Annotated in this window: 16 protein-coding genes; 2 read left to right on the forward strand and 14 right to left on the reverse strand. The window is 36.4% G+C overall.

Going from position 1 to position 19,790, the window contains the following annotated elements:
• Positions 1-50: 50 nt before the first annotated feature.
• From ACR65M_RS14550 to ACR65M_RS14580, 7 genes are all read right to left on the reverse strand, one after another.
• Positions 51-1,544: a tagaturonate epimerase family protein gene (locus ACR65M_RS14550; RefSeq protein WP_341332461.1), complete on the reverse strand. Its 1,494-nt coding sequence runs from the start codon at positions 1,542-1,544 to the stop codon at positions 51-53.
• Positions 1,545-1,619: 75 nt separating this feature from the next.
• Entirely contained in the window at positions 1,620-2,264 is a 645-nt protein-coding gene (locus ACR65M_RS14555; protein WP_341332462.1) for a hypothetical protein, read from the reverse strand.
• Positions 2,265-2,320: 56 nt separating this feature from the next.
• Positions 2,321-3,157, reverse strand: a complete 837-nt coding sequence (locus ACR65M_RS14560) for a sugar phosphate isomerase/epimerase family protein (RefSeq protein WP_440273674.1) — start codon at positions 3,155-3,157, stop codon at positions 2,321-2,323.
• A 17-nt stretch (positions 3,158-3,174) separates the two neighbouring features.
• The gene (locus ACR65M_RS14565) at positions 3,175-3,900 is read right to left on the reverse strand and encodes a rhamnogalacturonan acetylesterase (RefSeq protein WP_341332463.1); all 726 of its coding nucleotides are present in this window, start codon (positions 3,898-3,900) and stop codon (positions 3,175-3,177) included.
• Positions 3,872-4,534: a YesL family protein gene (locus tag ACR65M_RS14570; RefSeq protein WP_341332464.1), complete on the reverse strand. Its 663-nt coding sequence runs from the start codon at positions 4,532-4,534 to the stop codon at positions 3,872-3,874. The genes ACR65M_RS14565 and ACR65M_RS14570 overlap by 29 nt, the downstream gene beginning before the upstream one ends.
• A gap of 255 nt (positions 4,535-4,789) precedes the next feature.
• Positions 4,790-6,091, reverse strand: a complete 1,302-nt coding sequence (locus tag ACR65M_RS14575) for a Gfo/Idh/MocA family protein (RefSeq protein ID WP_440273665.1) — start codon at positions 6,089-6,091, stop codon at positions 4,790-4,792.
• A 3-nt stretch (positions 6,092-6,094) separates the two neighbouring features.
• Entirely contained in the window at positions 6,095-7,210 is a 1,116-nt protein-coding gene (locus ACR65M_RS14580; protein ID WP_440273666.1) for a glycoside hydrolase family 88/105 protein, read from the reverse strand.
• 296 nt (positions 7,211-7,506) lie between these two features.
• Here ACR65M_RS14580 and ACR65M_RS14585 point away from each other — a divergent pair, with 296 nt between their 5' ends.
• The gene (locus ACR65M_RS14585) at positions 7,507-9,810 is read left to right on the forward strand and encodes a helix-turn-helix domain-containing protein (protein ID WP_341332467.1); all 2,304 of its coding nucleotides are present in this window, start codon (positions 7,507-7,509) and stop codon (positions 9,808-9,810) included.
• A 16-nt stretch (positions 9,811-9,826) separates the two neighbouring features.
• Positions 9,827-10,726: a pectinesterase family protein gene (locus ACR65M_RS14590; RefSeq protein ID WP_440273667.1), complete on the forward strand. Its 900-nt coding sequence runs from the start codon at positions 9,827-9,829 to the stop codon at positions 10,724-10,726.
• A 28-nt stretch (positions 10,727-10,754) separates the two neighbouring features.
• Here ACR65M_RS14590 and ACR65M_RS14595 read toward each other — a convergent pair whose 3' ends face one another.
• The 7 genes from ACR65M_RS14595 to ACR65M_RS14625 are packed head-to-tail and all read right to left on the reverse strand — an operon-like array spanning position 10,755 to position 19,518.
• On the reverse strand, positions 10,755-12,311 hold the full coding sequence (locus ACR65M_RS14595; protein ID WP_440273668.1) for a glycoside hydrolase family 43 protein: 1,557 nt from the start codon (positions 12,309-12,311) through the stop codon (positions 10,755-10,757).
• 48 nt (positions 12,312-12,359) lie between these two features.
• On the reverse strand, positions 12,360-13,913 hold the full coding sequence (locus ACR65M_RS14600) for a glycoside hydrolase family 43 protein (protein ID WP_440273669.1): 1,554 nt from the start codon (positions 13,911-13,913) through the stop codon (positions 12,360-12,362).
• Positions 13,914-13,951: 38 nt separating this feature from the next.
• Positions 13,952-14,965, reverse strand: a complete 1,014-nt coding sequence (locus ACR65M_RS14605) for an alpha/beta hydrolase family protein (protein ID WP_341332471.1) — start codon at positions 14,963-14,965, stop codon at positions 13,952-13,954.
• Between the two features lie 33 nt (positions 14,966-14,998).
• Positions 14,999-16,531 (reverse strand): glycoside hydrolase family 28 protein, encoded by a 1,533-nt coding sequence (locus tag ACR65M_RS14610; protein ID WP_440273670.1) that lies wholly within the window; start codon positions 16,529-16,531, stop codon positions 14,999-15,001.
• A 23-nt stretch (positions 16,532-16,554) separates the two neighbouring features.
• A complete protein-coding gene (locus ACR65M_RS14615) occupies positions 16,555-17,667 on the reverse strand; it encodes a prenyltransferase/squalene oxidase repeat-containing protein (RefSeq protein ID WP_341332473.1) in 1,113 nt (370 codons plus the stop codon).
• Positions 17,668-17,703: 36 nt separating this feature from the next.
• On the reverse strand, positions 17,704-18,579 hold the full coding sequence (locus tag ACR65M_RS14620) for a carbohydrate ABC transporter permease (RefSeq protein ID WP_341332474.1): 876 nt from the start codon (positions 18,577-18,579) through the stop codon (positions 17,704-17,706).
• 18 nt (positions 18,580-18,597) lie between these two features.
• The gene (locus ACR65M_RS14625) at positions 18,598-19,518 is read right to left on the reverse strand and encodes an ABC transporter permease (protein ID WP_440273675.1); all 921 of its coding nucleotides are present in this window, start codon (positions 19,516-19,518) and stop codon (positions 18,598-18,600) included.
• Positions 19,519-19,790: the final 272 nt, after the last annotated feature.

Consider the following 19,790-nt stretch of genomic DNA (forward strand, 5'->3'; position numbering starts at 1 on the left):
TCCCTTAGCCAGTATAGCTAAAAGAAAGGTGTTTTGAAAATAGTCATTTTTTATAGGTTTAATAATTCAACGTGCTTGCCAATGTGTTTAACAAGGGCTTGACGATATTCATCTTCATTATCATTCAAAGTACCGAAAAATTCATCTTTGAAAATGAAGTTTCCGTTTTCATCTTTTACAGTTAACAATAATCCGTATGTTACATGGATTACTTGTCTTGCTGCATCATTATTCATATATTCTGGAAGGTTTTCATCAGAAACTGTATCAAGTGGTACGATTGTATTCATATCTGGTGTAATATGGTAATACTTAAGTGCCTCATTTAAATGTTCTAAAGCATATGCATGCATTCTTCTATATAATCCAGGATTTACCTTTGCAATTACACGTACAGCTTCAAGCCAGTTTGTGCCAGCTGTTTTAACATGAAGAACTCCATTCGTATACTTCGCGATAATTGGGAAAGCTGTAAATTTATCACTTCCAGAGTGGATACTTAATTTGTATTCAAAGTATTCAGCGATTAGCGCGTGTTCACGTAATTCTTTTTCGAATTGTTCTATATCACCGATATAATCAATTCCTTTTTGGAATTCACCACAGAATCTTGGAGCAAGGCTTGTTACTGTTACGCCACGTTTTTGTAATTCATTTGCTACAAAGAAATGTGCTGCTGGAGATGTAACTGTTTCAGTTTCATCAATCGAAATTTCAAAATCAATATCACGATCTGCTTTTTCGATATATGTTTCATGTACATGGACCATATACTCTAAAGCCTTTCCGTATAACAATACAAATTTCTTTAATGTATTTTCATCAAATCCGATTTCAAGACCTTTTACATCGAATTCTTTGTTTAAATATAGCTGATTATAGTGATTCTTCGTTTCTTCAGGGAGGCTATCAAATTCTGCACTGATTTCCTCTACTGTTAAGCCCTCAACTCGGTTTTGAATATGGTCTGAACAATCTAATGTTAGCATTGACATACCAAGTGATAATGCCATTTTAATATCTTCTTCTTCTTTTAAGTGGTCACCGTCTGCACCAAATCCACCTGTATATCCTTCTTGGAATACTGCAAAGCTTGCTGCGTCAATTACATCATTCATTGTACGATTCGTTAATGTTAATTCACGAATACTTTGTTGAGCAAGAATTGGCTTTACATTATGGTCGCGAACAGTTTCAATATGTCCTGGTGAAGCTAGACCTAAGCGGTCACCTAGACCCATTGTTGCAATTTTTGTACCAAATGCTCTTGGAACAGTATATTCAAAGTATCGATTTAATACTAAACGATTTTCGTGTGTTAATGGACAAGCCTTTCCATTTTCGGAAATCACTGTACCCTCTAATTCTTCAAATAAAGCTCCTTCGCCTGATGCAAGGATCCATTTTTGCTGTTGGTCCCTTACCATGACAAGGCTTACATTATCATGATGAGTTAAGGATTTCTCGTAAACTTTTACTTCACTAGAATTTTCGAAAACGTTTCCGTTTTTTAATGCTTCAACTAGTTGCTTCATATGTTCCATGGATATAGCCTCCTAATTAAATTGCCTTCAAATTAAATAATATCGTAATATACTAATATTGCAATGAAAAAATAACTATTCTTCGAATAAAATCTTGAAAACTTTTTCTATATTTTCTGTTCTTTGGGTATTTACAATGACACCCATTACCACATTTGGATCATCTATTGCTTCGTTAAATAGTGGCAATGCTTGCGCATCGATTCCAGTAGCCTGATTTTCAGAATCATAATACATAAATTCCTTATCAACTGGTAGTTTTTTATCTATTAATTTATCTAAGCTATAAAAATATTGTTCCCCATTCATAATCTCGAACTGTTCTTTATCAATGAACAAAACATCGAGTTCTCCAGTAGATATTTCTCCAGTTACTCGTTGTAGAGCTGCCATAACAACATTTAAATCTGCAGCATCCGGTGCATATGGGATTACCTGAATCGATACCTCATGTGTTTTTCTTTCTTCTTCAGATAGAATTCCTTCATTTAGCCTTTGTTGAATATTTTTAATTTCATTTGAATCTACCAAATCTCCTAAAACAAGAACTGAAAGTGCAGTATCCTTTTTGGGCGAATAGTCGTTTACTAGAAAGATAGCGGCAATTAATACAATAACAAAAGCAACTAGATAATATCTATAGTACTCCCAAATATACTTGGCTTTTTCAGCTGTACTCATGGCTGCAAATAATTCTTTGACCTTTCCTTTATCTCTCAAAGCCCTTTCATCCTTTCTGATGTGTATAAGAGGAATATACTACGTATTATCCCATACTAAGCATTTTCGTATTTTTCTTGTAAAAATGCAATACTATCATCTATAAAAGGTTCGGTTGTACTTTCTAGTAGAAATTGGATATAAGGTTTTCTATGCTTAATCAGTTCCATGACTAAATCGTAGTTTAATAGCCCTTTACCAGGAGGAGCAAACTTTAACTTGCCATTCTCAATAACAAAGTCTTTACAATGAACAATGATTATACGATCTCCAAATAGTTCGATTGCCTCTTTGAAAATTTCATCTTGATAAATGTAATTTTCAACAGTTAACAAATTTACCGGGTCAAAGATAATTTGTAAATTATTTGAATTTACTTCATCCAATAACCTTTTTAAAAGCATTGGATTGTAAACAGGATGGTTAACTCCCGCTTCTATTCCCACAATAACTCCAAATTTTTCTGCTTCATTTACAAGTTCTTTCACACTATCTACAACATCTAAAAAAGGTTTCTCTCGAAAATTATCTACAGTAAATCCCATTTTAGCATGGACATTTCCTGTTTCCGTTCCAACAACACTACAGCCAAAATCTCTTGCATAACGGATATGCTCCTTGAAACGGTCTAATGCTTTTTGACGTTCTTGTTGATCTGGGTGAATCATATTAATATAGCAGCCTAATACTCCGATTTGGATGTTCATTTGTTGAAAAGCATTACCTATATACTTTGCAAAACCCGGTGAAAGACTTCCTAAACTCGTATTTAGTTGTGGAAATGATTTTGCTAAGGCCAATTGTACAGAAGATAACCCTTTATCTTTTACTGTTTGCACAAGTTCATCTAAAGAGCTAGCCTTCACATCATGGGCGCGAATACCTAGATTAATCACATGTACACCTCACTTTAATCCTTAAGATATAACGCTAAATCTGGGATTGTTTTTTTAATTTCTTTGGCAATAATTTCGGCAATTTTATTTGCCCCATCCTCTCGAAAATGCGTATCATCACTAATTCCATCAGGGTAGTTTCGATGTTCACCCGGCTCAAACCAAATAAAAAGATTTTTACATTCTTCAGGACCTAAAGATTCATATAAATTCTTCGAATCACTCCATAAATCGATGATACTCACTTGTTTTTCTTTTGCTAGGGCGACCATCGCTTCCGGATACTCTCCTAAACTATTCATTATTTTTCCGTTTTCATCGAAGGTTCTTCGATGCATCGAAGTTACTAAAATCGGGATTGCCTCTTTTGCTCTAGCGCCTTCGATATATTTGCTCAAATATTCTTGATAGGTTGAATATGGTTCTGTTCTACGATGGTCCTGTTTTTGATCGTTATGACCAAATTGAATAAAGAGGTAATCATTCGGTTGAATTTCATTTAGTATTGATTCTAACCTCTTTTCATCTATAAAACTTTTTGAACTTCGACCGCCAATTGCGAAATTGTGAATGATAACATTTTCTTTAAAATATTGGTTGATTACCTGTCCCCATCCTGCACGCGGTTCTTCGTTCGGTGGGCAATCAGATACTGTCGAATCTCCGGCAATATATATATGAATGTTTTTCATTGAAACACCTTCAATTTGTCTATTTACTAAAACTTGGTTCTCTCTCATTTGATTTTACTTCGTCTTTCCCATTTACTTTTTCTTCAATTCTTGCAAATACTTTCAGCGCTAGCCACATAATAAAATAGGCTAGTATACTTACACTTAGAAAAGGTATAAGAGATGGGACATAAGTAAATCCCATATAAAGTATGAAAATCCCTAATACCATCGCAAAAGTAACGAGTGGGTAGGATAGACCGTACATGACGGCATTTTTTATATACGATTTTATATTCCCATTAAAATGTACGTAGATTGGGAAAATATATAGTAGAATTACGATGTAAACTGAACAAATTGCAATTAGTGCGTACCTTACCACAATAAAAAACATGCTTGTGGTTGGAAGAAATACAAGATCAACATATAAGATATATCCAGCTATGAACAGGGTAAGCCCTAGGAGGTTGGATTTTAAGAATTCTTTCTTATATACACTCCAAAATGTTGAAAAGACAGGGATATCTTCATCTCCCATGATCCACTTTCGAGTTACTGCAAAAAGCGCTACAGTTGCGGGTACAAATCCTGCAACAACTAGTCCCATTATTGTAAATAGAAGCCATAGCATATTTAAATAAATCAAACGTGATATAGCCCCACACCAACGGTAAAATGGACTGTCCAATCCTCCTAGCATATGTCTTTCCCCTTTCTATTTTTGTTTATTAAGGAAGTTCAAAAAGTCATCAAATGATAAACTGCGAATCTCGGCAGTTTATTACAAAGATAGAACAAGGTCCTTGTATGTGTGCTTCGTATACAAGTTAATTCAAGGATGTATATTCCTCAGTACAAGGCAACAAGAAAGAATAATGTTGTTGCCTCGTACCGTTCCTCAAGCGACGAGTTCCTTGACCTTCTATGCTTCTGACTTGTCGACTTATTGTTACACTTATTCCGATAGTTGTCCTTGATAACTTTTAAGTAATTCTTTAATCGAAATTGGTTTCTTCTCTTCGACTGATTTCCAAACCGCTTCTCCAAGTGCGATTGAGTAAGCTCCAGCTTCCGCACCTGCAAGTATTTCATATTGGCGTCTTGGATCAATGCCTTGATAAAGATCATGAATTAACACAGGATCTCCACCGCCATGACCCCCAGCTGTTTGGACAACATGAATAATTTCTTTTGAACCAAATAAAGGATAGTAATCAATTGTTTGCTCAGGCACTTCGAAAGGTACCCGACTTGGTGCATGAAATTCTTGAGTTTCAATTCTTCCCTTAGTACCATTGATAGCTAAGCGATAGCCCTCAAATGGTGTAGAGAAATTAATAGAATAGCTTAATAGAGCACCTTTGTTGTATTTTACACTAGCTGTATACGTATCTTCTATGTTTATCTCGGAGTCAAAGATACATGCATCCGGTCGATAATCCGTATATTTGTTTTCTTTTTTATCGCCCATGTTTAAGTGATCATCTTCAATTACTTCAGAAAATTCACGAGGATTCCATCTTAAGTAATAATCACAATTATCTTTTACATCGCATGTACCACAATATCTGTTATCAGTACTTGGGTCTGGGTTGAGCTCTCCATTTGGCCCATAATAATGTAAGGCTCCATGTGCAAAAACCTCTTCTGGATATTGATCAATCCACCAATTTACAAGATCAAAATGATGTGTTGATTTATGGATTGAAAGTCCACCAGAAAGTTCCCTTTTCCGATTCCAGCGTTTGAAATAGCTCGCCCCGTGGTATGTGTCGATATACCAATTCAAGTCAACCGAAGTCACTCTCCCTATTTTACCTTCTAAAACGAGTTCCTTGATTTTTCGATGGTACGGACTATAGCGATAATTAAATGCCACAGTCACTTTACCTTTACTATGTTGTTCTGCTTCAATGACCCTGTTAGCATCTTTAGCGGTTGTAACCATTGGTTTTTCTGTGATGACATCAACATCATGTTCAAGTGCTTTTAAAATGTAATCGATATGTGTGTTATCACGGCTTACAACAATGATACAATCCGGTTTAGTTTCCTCGATCATTTGATCAATCTGATTTGGAAGATATGTCGGTGTTTGAGCTAATACAGAAAATTTCTCCTTGCATATTTCAAGACGGTATTCATCGCTGTCTAGCAAACCAACAATCTCGCTTTGTTTTGCAAACTTTTCAACTAATGGTGGAATAAACATTTTTAGTGCTCTGTTACTTAATCCACATACTGCATATTTTTTCATTGATTATTTTACCCCCGGATGTTCAGCAAGCAATTTCTCCATCTCCATACTTGCCATAATAAAAGCACCTGCACCATGTAAGTCGTTATGGCTGCGCTCACGATTAATATAATAGTCATATACTCCAATTGAAGTACCGATTACAATATCATCTATAATAAGAGTGCCTTCTTCAGTTTCTTGAACTTTATACTTGAGCAGTCCCTCATATGCCTTTGTTGCATATTTTTCAAATTCCTCGCCTACATATTTCTTAGAAACAGCTTTGGCAATGACATAAACGAATAGACTGGAAGCAGATGTCTCAAGCCAGTTATCTTCAATGTCTCCCTTGTCCACAACTTGGTACCATAGGCCAGTCTTTTCATCCTGATATTTGACGACATCACGAACATAATCTCGAATGAATGCAATCCACTCTTTCTTATGTGGATGGCCCTCTGGTAAAATATCAATCATGTCTATGACTGCTAATCCATACCAACCAAGAGCGCGCCCCCAAATCTCTGGAGCTTTACCATCAGGACGAGCCCATGGCTGTACCGCCTTTTCGTCCCAACCGTGATGATATAAACCGGTCGCTTCACTCTTTGTATGCTTTCGCATTAAGTTTTCCTGATGAATGACCATCTCGATTAAATTTGGCTCATTGAAATCATTGGCATAATGTAACGCAAATGGTCCACCCATGTATAAGCCATCTAGCCACATTTGGTACGGGTATTTATCCTTATGCCAGAATCCGCCTTCGCTTGTAAGATTTAAAGTTGTAAAAATATTGCGTAAGCGTCGTGCTGCTATTTCATATTTTTTTAATCCAGTAGCTTTATATAATGGGAATAATAACAGTCCTGCTTGAATTGAATCTAACTCATCTCTAGCAAATAATAAGTTTCCATTTTCATCGATATTGTGATCAACATATGCCTTTAAGTAATTAAAATATTTGTCTACACCTGTTTTGTTGTAAACTAGATCCATTCCACATAAAAATACGCCTTGGTGATAGTGCCAACGTCCTCCAGGTGGAAGCTCCTCTGGAGTAAACTTTGTCATCAAAGTGTCACACATTTTTTGTGCAAAATATAAAGGTGATTTTTCAACTATCGTCTTATTCAAGAATATTCATCCTTTCTCACATTGAAATAGGTAAAATTTGAAAACGATAACAACTCTCCTGCCTTTATGATAGGATACTATTATAATAATAACTATAATCATTTAATTTACTTTTAAATAGGCCAGTATACCCTTGAATTCATTAGGAATGTTCTAATAATATGAACACAATGTAACAAAATGATTATTCAAATTATGCACGCTTACATTTATAATTAATAGACATTCGAATATTACAGGGATGTTACAAACTTAATAATCATCCCCTCACATTTGAATAGATTTGGAGTGATTACATGAAACTTAAGCTACCCGGAAGCTTCTTCCATAGGATGATTTTATTTGTAAGTATTTTGGCCATTATTCCCGTCATTATTGTCGGAATATTTTCATTCCTTCGCTCAACCTCTGTTGTGGAGAATTATGTTGCAAAAGAAAAAGAACATAGTGTGGACCAAATCCAAACAAATGTCGAGCAGGTTATTAAGTCAGTGGACCAATCCCTGACACAGTTAGCATCTTCATCAAAAATTATAGAATCATTAAGAGAACCACTTACTACAAGACAATTCCAGTTGTATAACCAGTTAAGAGACGATCTTAGTCATCAGCAAACATTCGATACACGTCTCACTGATGTTGCTCTGATTAGTCTTCAAAATAATTGGCTCGTTAATAATTATGGACTACAACGATTATCTGAGGGACAGCTGAACGAAATCTCCGATCGTTATCTTTCACTAAAGACAAGCTCTGTCTGGCTTTTAGAAAAAAAATCGAAGGAACCTTTGTACAAACAAGCTGCTTCCCGTGCTTGCGGCTATAATTTGAACCTAATTAAGAAAATACCTGCAATTTCTTCAAACAAAACAGGGATGATTATTGCGAATATACCGACATGCAGTTTTCGCGATATTTTAAAGAAGGACAACTCTTTAGAAACTTTTTATATTCTAGACAAAAATGGAACCGTTGTCTTACAAAGCGATACAAATAATGTAGGACAAGCTTTTGAATATAGTGATGTATTGTCTGAAAATACATCACTTGAAGAAGACACTGGGCAATTTACGATTGCATCCGATAGTACAGACTATCTTTTTACCTATCGAAAATCGTTCTATAATGGTTGGACTTATGTTTCTGTCGTTGAACTTGGTGAACTAACAGCTCAATCAAGATCCATCGGATGGCTAACACTTGCCATCACCTTATTAATTGCTGGCGTTTCATTATTACTAGCTTTATTTGGTAGTAGAATAATCTATCAACCTATTAAACAATTACAGAATGTAATTTTACACTCATTAACCAATAAAGAAGAACGAAAAGATATGAATGAATTTGTCTTTATAGAAAACCATGTAAAAGACATGATGAAACAAAATGATATCCTAGAAAAATCATTATCAAACCAAATTAATCAACTCAAACAATTTTTCATGCACCGACTCTTAACTGGAAATGTTACTGATGAAGAGTTAGAAGGTCGAATGAAATATTTTGGCTATAACTTAGATTATAAATGGATCAGTGTCCTAACAGTTCAAATCGACAGTCTTGATGGGACTTCTTATAAGCCAAAAGAAGAAGATGTTCTATTATTTGTTATTAATGGACTGGTTGAAGAAATGATTCCGAGTGATGAGCGAATGCTGCCAATAGTTAATAAACAAACTCAAGTTACCCTCCTATTAAGCAACATAGAATCGAAGGATGAGTTTAATCAATATGTAAATGATCTTGCTGAACAAATTCAGAAAAAAATAAAAGAGGAATACAGTGTCCCTGTAAGTATTGGGATAAGTGAACCATTCATAAATGTTCTTGAGACGAGAAATGGTTATAAGGAGAGCCTAGAAGCTCTCAAATACACTCTAAAATATGGTACTGAATCGATTATTTTCTTTGAAAACCTTGAAATCGGAAAAGGTTTGCATACCTACTTCCCTAAACGACTTGAAACTGAACTATTCGACTCGATCAAAGTGAACGACAAAGAGAAAGTCTATCGTTTACTCAATGAGCTAATTGATGAAATTTTCTCTGAGGATCTGAATCATATTCAATACCAAATTTCATTAGTAAGATTATTAAGTGATTTAATTGAACTTATGCACACATTGGCAATCAATGTATTAGATTTAGAAGACAATCGTTCAATATTTGAAAAAATCTATGAACTGAAGTCTAGAGAAGAAGTAAAGGACTGGTTTATCACAGTCATCATTGATCCCCTTCTTCAAAAAATTGATGACCGTGCTGAATCCCAGTACAAAACTATTTCAGAAAACATTGTTCATATCATTCATGAGGAATTTGAATCCAATATTACACTAGATATGATTGCAAATAGGTTACATTACAATCCGAATTATTTAAGCAGTATTTTTAGGAAAGAAATGAACATTTCATTTAGTGAATATTTATCCATGTATCGAATTAATATGGCAAAAAAATGGCTTGCTGAAACTGATATTTCCGTGAAAGAAATTTCAGATAAACTTAACTTTAATAACTCCCAAAACTTTATTCGCTCCTTTAAGAAAATTGAAGGAACGACACCTGGTAAATATCGTGAGTCAATAAGAGCTACCTAAGAAAGGAATTGTGTTCATGCAAAAACTAGTAGTTTCTCAACAGGGAGATGGTGATTATTCCACGATTCAAGCCGCGATTGATGCGGTTCGGGTCTTTCCTCTGGAACCAGTAACCATTTATGTAAACAAAGGTATATACGAAGAAATCATAACTGTACCTGAAAATAAACCCAATATTACCATCATTGGGGCTGGAGAATACGAAACGATTATTTCAGGTAGTAAATTTGCCAGAATGAAAAACGCAGATGGGAATGAAATTGGGACATTTGAAACAGCTACTTTCCAAGCGTTTGCAGATTTATTCCAATTGAAACATCTTACAATTCAAAATGTTGCCGGTTATGGTGAGGATATCGGCCAGGCACTTGCACTTTATGTAGCTGGTGATAAATGTACATTTAACCATGTTAGGTTATTAGCAAATCAGGATACTCTTTACACATCTAAGGGAAGACAATACTTCTCAGAGTGCTATATTGAAGGACATGTAGATTTCATTTTTGGCTCTGCTGTCGCTGTTTTTGAGGATTGTACGATTCATAGTCTTCGCAAAGGCTATATTACCGCTGCGTCAACTCCTAGGGAAAATGAATATGGGTATGTTTTCAAAAATTGCAAACTAACTGGAGCAAAGGGTGTCTCTGAAGTATACTTAGGACGCCCTTGGCGACCATTTGCCCATACAGTCTTTATCAATACATGGATGGGTCAGCATATTCATCCCCTTGGATGGGATAATTGGCGAAATGAAGACAATGAAAATACAGCTCGGTATTCCGAATGGAATAGTACAGGACCTGGAAGTGATTCCCCACACAGAGTTAGCTGGGCAAAATCATTAAGTGAAGAGGAAGTTTCAAAATACTCTTTAGGGACTATTTTCCATACGAATGATAAATGGTTACCAAAATAAGCTCCCAAATCGGGAGCTTATTTTTTCATCAATCATCTAATCCGATGTACTCAAAATAATCGAAATCAGCATGGCGTAACGACTCAGTGCCATTTGAACTTGCATACATTCCTAAATAAGCACCTGTAAAGCCGCCTGCAACATCTGTGCTTAATATTCTTCCATCCACATCTTCTTTTAAGACTTGCCACTGTTCAGGCTCTTTTGCTACATAAAAATGATAGGACTGACCATATGCCTCAACTTTTAAATAAACTTCATTTTGTTGGTAAGGACATGACGCAATAATTTCTTCTTGTCCCGCTTCTCTCTTTATCAATTTGATCTCAGATTGTGTGTATTCTACTCGATAATGAAAGTCCGAGTTTTGTAACAATACAAGTCCTGCTGCCTCATACTTATTGTTTGGTGAGAATTCCATTTTTGTTCGAGCTGCAAAATTTATATGGCGCTGTCTAAGACCAACAAAGGCAGGATTGACGGTTTCTGTGATCGTTTCAGCCTTCAATCGTAACCGCAAATAACCTGGGCGTTCCGTTAATGACCAAAAATCACCTCTTGGTGTTCGGATGAAATTCCACTGCATCTGTAGTTCCGGTAAATCAAAATGGTCACAAGCTGGTATGGTTGGCCATCTTTTCTCCTCGATATTAGGCTTGATTCCTTCCATTTCAATAATGCCTTTTCCTGGATTGACGACAGGCCACCCTTCTTCCCATTTAAGTGGAACGAGGAAGGACTCCCTACCTAGGTTTCGATATTCACCACCGTATGGACGTGAACCTAAACAAACCATCCACCATTCACCATTGTTTGTATCAATAATATCACCGTGACCTACATTTGAAATCGGGTATTCTCTTCCTAAATGCCGATGTGTCAATATGGGATTCATTTTAGCACCTTCATACGGGCCGGTAACGGATTCGCTCCGTGCAACTGTAATGGAATGAGTAAAACCAGTGCCACCTTCTGCAATGATTAAATAATACATGCCATTGACCTTATATATATGTGGTGCTTCCTGGGCATGAACATTCTTTAAAGCCCCATCCCAAAGACTGTATTTCTCCCCGATCAATTGCTTCGTCTCTAAATCTAGTTCCTGCAACCAGATTTCCATATGTTTTGGATAAAGCTGCCCTCCTGGAGGTCGTCGATTTGCTGTCACATATACTTTTCCATCATCATCAAAAAACAATGATGTATCAATGCCAGGACAGTCCTCTAGCCAATATGGATTAGACCAAGAGCCTTCAGGTTTATCAGCTGTTACAAAAAAGTTTCTTCTAGCACCTGTTTGACTTTCTACAAAGGTTGTAATGACATAGAAGACACCCTCGTGGTAACGTATGGTTGCTGCATATATTCCCTTTGAATTAGGTGTTCCATCAAGATTCAATTGACTTGGTCTGGTAAGCACATGCCCGATTTGCCTCCAGTTTACCAAATCCTTGCTATGAAAGATGGGTATACCAGGAAAGTACTCAAATGTAGATGTGACTAAGTAATAATCATCATCTACTCGACAAATAGACGGATCTGGATAGAATCCTGGAATAATTGGATTTTTAAATGTAGACAATTTGTTCTCCCCTTTCTTCAAAACAATAAAAGGGCATTAAATGCCCTTTTAATTGTGAACTGAAAAATAGTCGAAATCTGCGTATCCTTTGCTATACTCATGGTTGTCGTTATAACAATAAATTCCGATTTGAGCACCAACCCATTTTCCTGGTGTAGCTTCAAAGATGTCTTCTGCCTGTGCAAAACTGATCCCATCCTCACTAAAGCTAAATCTACAAATCGCACCTTCATTGACTTCTACTTGTAAAAAAAGTTTATTTCCTTTGATTTCGCCGATACATTGTTCGTTTTGAAGATTTTTTTCATTTCCCCTGACATAAAAAACACCAAGTTGACCATCTAGTTGCCTCACTTCAATTGAAGCATACTGTTCTCCTAGTACAAGCAAACCACAGTGATCTTCAGGGGATTCAGGAGAAAAAGTCAGTTTTGTTGTTACTTTAAAAACTTCTGCCGGGAATTTCTGTGTCATAACATTTGGAATATGATAAAGATTGGTTTCCCCAGACTGGCCAACAGCATATAGCCTCAACATTTGGTCTTTTATATTGTACCAATGGGATTTACGATTTGCTTGCCATTGCCACTGAAGCCCTAATTTATTCGAAGTAAAATCATCACTCATGTCGGGAACAACAACCTCTGAAGATGCTTGTGCTTTTGGTTTTTCCCATTGAATCACAGGCTCTCCGATTCCTGCCTCATTTTGATTTTGCCCCATTACTGGCCAATCATTTTCCCAATACATTGGTTGAAGATGAACAATACGACCGTATGCTTCCTTATCTTGAAAGTGGAGAAACCATGATTCACCAGTTTCAGTCTCAACCCAACCTCCTTGATGAGGACCATTAATATTCGTCTTCCCTTGATGTAGAACAATCTTATCCTCGTATGGGCCAAAGATATTGCTTGAGCGCAGTATTGTTTGCCATCCGGTTGGAACCCCACCTGCTGGAGCAAAAATATAATAATAGCCATTTCGCTTGTAAAATTTAGGACCTTCGATTGTTGGATGATGCTGTGTTCCATCAAATACATGAATACCCTCATCTAAAAGCTCTGTTCCATCTGGTTTCATCCGACTTACATGGAGAATGCTTTTGAAACCAGTTCTGCTTTTTGCAAAAGCATTGACCAAATATGCCTGACCATCATCGTCCCAGAATGGGCATGGATCAATCCATCCCTTGACTTCTTTAACTAAGTGTAATGGTGTCCATTCCCCCGCTGGGTCTACTGCCGTACTCATAAATATGCCTTCATCAGGTGCACTAAAAAACACCCAGAATTTTCCGTCGTGAAAGCGAATACTAGGAGCCCATACACCCTCCCCATGTCGTGGTTTATCGTAACTAGCGTAAGGAAATGTTTGTGCCACATGATTAATAATCTTCCAATTTACAAGATCAGTAGAATGTAAGACCGGTAAACTTGGTGACATATGAAAGCTTGAAGAAACCATATAATAATCTTTTCCTACTCGTACAACATCAGGGTCTGAATAATCTGCATGTAAAATCGGATTTTGATAAAAACCATTCTCTAAATCTGCTTGCCAAACCTTCCGATCAACAACACTTTTTTTTGCTTCCGTCATGTAAACAATCATCTCCATGCTAATATTTGGATTTATTGTTACCTAACATCCAAGGTAGAACAAAGCCATTCAAACGATTGATCTCCACATATCTCATGTCCACCGTCAAAAAGATGTGATTCTACTAAGTGTTCACTTTTACGTTCTGTATAGATTCTTTTAATCTCCTTAATTGCTTTTTCAGTTTCTTTAATTGGAAAGAGATGATCTTGTTTTCCTGCTTCAATAAAGAGTGGTCGTGGAACAATTAATGAAATTAACTCAGGCATTTCCGCGTCTTGCAAGATGCCTGGTACATAATTATCTAGACAGTGCCTTCTGTGTATGATACTACCTTTAAATGTATTCGCATAACAGGAAATAACAGTTGCAGTGATTCGTTGATCGAAAATAGAGGTGTAGGCGGCAACAAGTCCGCCTCCCGAAATTCCCATACAACCAATGCGGTTTGAGTCGATTTCTTCTAACCCCTCCATGAAATCTAAAACTTTTTGACATTCAAAAACACGAAGTCCTGCAAGTGTCTTTCCATAAAGCAATAACTGACTCGCCAGTGAATAACAAGAATTATCAGAAGGGTTCGTACGGTCATCATTTGAATAGGTTCGTTCCCCAAAACCAATTAATTCTGGAGCCACCACAATAAATCCCCGTTTGACAAGTTCCACCGCAAAATCCTTATGTAATCCTGGTTCCCCTTTTCGATCATTTCCAGATGGGTCTAGCCCCACAATATCTTTGTTTCCATATCCGTGACCATGTAAGGCAAGTATTGCTGGAGCTTTTTTTCCGTGAATATTATTTGGTACCAACACATACATCTGCATCCTAACATTTGGTAGAGTTGTAATCTCAGCACTATACCTTGTATAGTGCTCATATTGCTTTTGCTCGACCAAAGTAGGCTGAAGAGGCTCGTCATTTTTAAAAGTACCGATTCGTTCATGAAATTTTTCTTTTAATACTGTTTGCCATTTTTCATCATAAGTTTTTCTATCACTTTTAACAGTGTCTTGATATAATTCATCCAAAAATGGATGGGTTACCCACATGTAAATCCCCCCAATCAAATTAACCTACATGTTTTATAGATCCTGTTTTAATAAATTGCTCTGCTCATCTATTTGTAAATAGTTTTTATTTGCCATTTGTGAAGCATATCCCTCTACATTTTTATGTTCAACTCGTTTTAATATAACTGCTGGGGAGGAGTCATGCTGTTTTCTCATAGTAAAATGGTCGATGTTCACATGCTGACTATCTTCAATTTGAAGACCAGTACCTTGACGCGTTTCTACACGAACATGATGGATATCTAAATTTGAAATGTATTTTCCAAAAATTCCTGCTCCAACCATTATTAATTCCTCTTGAACCATATCTGGCTCTCCGCCCTCTTCATTTGGGTCCATCGTCATTTCGATGGTAGAATGAGAGATTGAAATATCGTTAATTGGTCTTTCCGGAAGCCCATATATAAAACCAGCAGCTGCTCGGCAGTTTCTAGCAGTGATATGACTAATTTGGATATGTTCGATTTCTGGTGTCTTTTCAGTGATTGGCTGTGCCTCAGGGCTATTTACTGTTGGATCGTTTTCATTTACACCATGGCGATAGAATGAATTAATCGCAATTGGACAGAATACATCCTCCATATAAATATTGTTCACAAGGATATTTTTCACGTATCCGCCGCGTTCTCGGTTTGTTTTAATCCGTACTCCACGATCTGTTCCAATAAACGTACAGTTAGATATCGTCACATTTTGGATACCGCCAGACATTTCACTACCAAGGACAATTCCACCATGTCCATGGTGCATAGTACAATTGGTTACAACCACATTTTCGGTCGGCTTACCCACTCTTCGTCCATCCTCATTAATGCCAGATTTTATGACAAGGCAATCATCTCCTACGGCAAAATGACAATCTCCAACACGTACATTTGTACAAGAATCAATGTCAAAGCCGTCACCATTTGGTGTATCAGCGGGATTTTCAAATGTCACATTATGAACGGTTACATGATCGCAATATACGAGGTGTGTATTCCAAAAAGGTGAATTTTTTAAAGTGACACCTTCAATTGTGACATGTTTACTGTTCATCAATTGTAGTAAAGGTGGACGTAGGAATTGAGAATCCCATTCTACGAGATTCGTCTCAATAGGTTCCATAAAGTTCTGATTTAGTTGAGCGATTTTTTCTGTTGTTTTTGAAGAATATGCTTTACTATCTACACGAAGCTGTCTATTAATTAGCCACCATGCTTTTCCCTGACCGTCAAAAGAACCTTCTCCTTTTATGGCGACATTCGTAAGGTTATCTCCGTAAATTAGTGGAGAATACCCATAACATTCATAGCCAGACCAGCGTGTCTTGACAGGCTGATAACGATCAAATTCATCCGAAAAAGTAATCGTTGCTCCCGCTTCTAAATAAAGGGTAATATTACTTTTAAGTACAATTGGACCGGTCAAATAGTTGCCAGATGGTACAAAAACAGTTCCCCCTCCGTTTTCTGCACACTGATTAATTGCCTGAGCAATAATTTCCGTGTTATCTGTACGATTATCCCCAATCGCTCCTAATTGTGTGATGTCTAAAAACGCCATTCTATTACCTCCAACAAATATTGCTATACTTGTAATCTATTTATTAATAGGTTAAAAAAATTCTCAGAACCCTTAATTGGTTCTGCCGTTATCCCTACTAACTTGTGCAATTGCAAACGAATGAGTGTAGCTTGGGTACTAGCGTTCATATCCCCTTCGTATAATCCTTTACCAAGATGTACCGCCACAGGCATATCTGGATAATACTCATCAGATTTTACTTGGGCAATATTTGGTGCAGTTGGTGAATTCTTAATTTCCCTTGAAAACCCGCCATCCGGACGTTTAAGCTTTTCCATATTATCCACTGTGATTTGAATGATTTCCTCAAGTTCATGAATGGGTATATCAAGATTAATATAGGATAATAGATCAATAGGATTTCGAATGTAGCACATATCCTTTGCTAACTCAGTCCGTAAACAACGAAGAATACTTTGATACATCTTTTCAACTCTCGGCATAGGTAAACCAAACTTATGATAGAAGGTGTGCAGTTTAAATGTCCCTGAGATGCGGACATACATGCTACCTTCTCCCCATAGCCCTGTCTCGGGATCTTGTATGCTTTCTAAGTAATTTGCAGCGACTTTAATCATTTTTTCCTGCCTGTCTTTATCCATTTGCCCAATATACATGCAAGATGATGCTAATAAATCGCAGCCACGCCAACTATTCACTAAACTAATACTTTTCCATTTATTTAGATATGCATCTTCGGAATACACATAGTTTGGTGCTTTATTGAGGTCTACGGGTGACGGATATAGTGGCTTACCGCCTAATCGATGTAGAGAATTTAATGAATAATTGATGGCTCTGCTAACCATTACTTCATCATTCTTCATATTAGGATCTTCATCCAAAAAATAACCTGATTCTGAGTCTTGTTTATCTTGGAAAAAAGAAACAAATTTTGCCCGTACTTCTACGGGCATTTTAGTAAATAATTCATTTCTTGATAAGATGTTTAATGCTTGGGCAGTTGATTCGATATCAGGCGTAAATGAGCTATCAGAAACAGAACTTTTTGCATAATAAAAACCGCCTGTGACCGGATCGTATTGTCCCGCCAGCCATTCAAAGAATCCATTGAATAAAGAATCTAATTTGTTAAAGGAATTGGTATAATACATCTCTGTAGCTCACCTTCTATATTTAGTTTATATTGACTACTCCTTCATAGAGCCAAGCATAGCTCCCTTTGTGAAGTATTTCTGTAGGAATGGGTAAACCATTAATACAGGTATTGTAGCGACAACAATTACTGCCATTTTGATTGTAATGTCTGGCGGTGGAATATTTGTAAATTCAGAGCTATCGTAGCTAAGCCCACTCGCAAGAACTACAATTTGTCTTAATAAAACTTGAATTGGCCATTTTGCTGCATCATTGATATAGAGGATTGCATGCATATATGTGTTCCAGTATGCAACAGCATAGAATAAAGAAACAGTTGCAAGAGCTGGTTTTGAAATTGGCATTACGATTCTAAATAGTACTCCAAAATCGTTACAACCATCTATTTTAGCTGATTCTATTAACCCTTCTGGTAATCCCATGATGAAGCTTCGTAAAATAATCATGTTAAATACATTGATTGTAACTGGTACAATTAATGCTGCATAACTATCAAGTAGACCTGTTTCTTTTACAATTAAGAATGTTGGTATCATTCCACCACTAAATAACATTGTGAATACGAATAGGAACAAGATTTGTCTTCTACCGACTAGATCTCTACGTGATAATCCGTAAGCTGTTAATAATGAAATGAACATACTCCAAAGTGTTCCGATAAGAGTAACGCCTATTGAAACGAACAATGCCTTAAATATTGTATTAGTTGAGAAAATATACTTATAAGCATCTAAACTAAAAACAGTTGGAAATAAGACAAAACGTTTATCTGCTAACTCCGCACTTGTTGTAAAGGACGCTGCAATTACATGTATAAAGGGCAGGACCATTGTTAGTGCAATTACTATAAGTAGTAAATAATTTCCCCATCGAAAGATACGACTTCCGATCTGTTTTTCTCCAACCATGCTCTCACTCCTTTTGTCTTAATAGATACCTTCTTCTCCGAATTTCTTAGCCATTCTGTTTGCAAAGACAACTAGAATCAAACCAACTAGTCCTTTAAACAAACCAACTGCTGTACTATAACTGTATTGTCCTTGTAATAATCCAGTTGTGTATACATACGTATCAAAAATTTCTGCAACATTACGGTTTGAAGCATTTAATAATAGGTATACATGTTCAAAACCAAGCTCTAGTACGTCACCGATTTTTAGGATAAGAAGAACAATAATAACTGGGCGAATTGCAGGTAAAGTAATATGCCAAATTTGACGTAGTTTACTTGCCCCATCCATTTTTGCTGCTTCATATAAACCTGGATCTACCCCAGAGATTGCAGCTAAGTAAATGATGGTGCCCCAACCTGCACTTTGCCACACAACTTGTATGATATAAACTGGTCTGAACCAATCAGAGTTCATTAAGAAGTTAACCTTATCCAATCCTAAACTTACTAATAATTCGTTTATTAGTCCGCCATCCATTGTCAAAAGCACAAAGCTAATTGATACAATAATTACCCAACTCATAAAGTGTGGAATATAGATAAGAGACTGTATCGTTCTTTTAAAGAAAAGATTTTTGACTTCGTTTAACATTAATGCCAAAATAATCGGAATTGGAAACGCTATAAAAATATGCAATCCAAAAAGTACAAGTGTATTTCTAAAAATCATCCAGAAGTCTGAATCTGTAAAGAGACGAGTAAAGTGTTCAAATCCGACCCAATCACTTCCAAGGATCCCCTGATATGGTTTGTAATCTTGGAATGAAATCACGAGACCGAGCATAGGGACATATTTGTAAATGAGAAGGTATAATACACCTGGTAGGATCATTAAGTATAATAGTTTATTCTTAAATATCCGCCTTTTTAATTCGGCCTTAAAGCTCCTTTGCAAATCGTTACTAGAAACTTGCTTTGTTTTATTCAATGCTAGTTCCGTTTGGTTGTTTTGTTCAACAACTGTTTCTGACTTCACCCTCATCTTCCTTTCATCTTATAATCGTAATCTTGAATGCATTTGCCTTTAAAGGCTTGTCATGCAAATACATCATACATTAGGAGATTTCATTGTTACCGTATTTGAAACAAACCTTATACCTGTATTTTCTAAATCTTTCTTCATATCGTAAATAATCAAAGTTTCATATACTCAGTAGATAATGAGAG

It is taken from the genome of Ferdinandcohnia sp. SAFN-114, from assembly GCF_059415045.1.

Excerpts from the sequence above, each read along its gene's own strand:
- ACR65M_RS14550 (WP_341332461.1), bottom strand. The coding sequence starts at position 1,544 with ATGGAACATATGAAGCAACTAGTTGAAGCATTAAAAAACGGAAACGTT.
- ACR65M_RS14565 (WP_341332463.1), bottom strand. The coding sequence starts at position 3,900 with ATGAGAGAGAACCAAGTTTTAGTAAATAGACAAATTGAAGGTGTTTCA.
- ACR65M_RS14570 (WP_341332464.1), bottom strand. The coding sequence starts at position 4,534 with ATGCTAGGAGGATTGGACAGTCCATTTTACCGTTGGTGTGGGGCTATA.
- ACR65M_RS14575 (WP_440273665.1), bottom strand. The coding sequence starts at position 6,091 with ATGAAAAAATATGCAGTATGTGGATTAAGTAACAGAGCACTAAAAATG.
- ACR65M_RS14585 (WP_341332467.1), top strand. The coding sequence starts at position 7,507 with ATGAAACTTAAGCTACCCGGAAGCTTCTTCCATAGGATGATTTTATTT.
- ACR65M_RS14590 (WP_440273667.1), top strand. The coding sequence starts at position 9,827 with ATGCAAAAACTAGTAGTTTCTCAACAGGGAGATGGTGATTATTCCACG.
- ACR65M_RS14600 (WP_440273669.1), bottom strand. The coding sequence starts at position 13,913 with ATGACGGAAGCAAAAAAAAGTGTTGTTGATCGGAAGGTTTGGCAAGCA.
- ACR65M_RS14605 (WP_341332471.1), bottom strand. The coding sequence starts at position 14,965 with ATGTGGGTAACCCATCCATTTTTGGATGAATTATATCAAGACACTGTT.
- ACR65M_RS14610 (WP_440273670.1), bottom strand. The coding sequence starts at position 16,531 with ATGGCGTTTTTAGACATCACACAATTAGGAGCGATTGGGGATAATCGT.
- ACR65M_RS14615 (WP_341332473.1), bottom strand. The coding sequence starts at position 17,667 with ATGTATTATACCAATTCCTTTAACAAATTAGATTCTTTATTCAATGGA.
- ACR65M_RS14620 (WP_341332474.1), bottom strand. The coding sequence starts at position 18,579 with ATGGTTGGAGAAAAACAGATCGGAAGTCGTATCTTTCGATGGGGAAAT.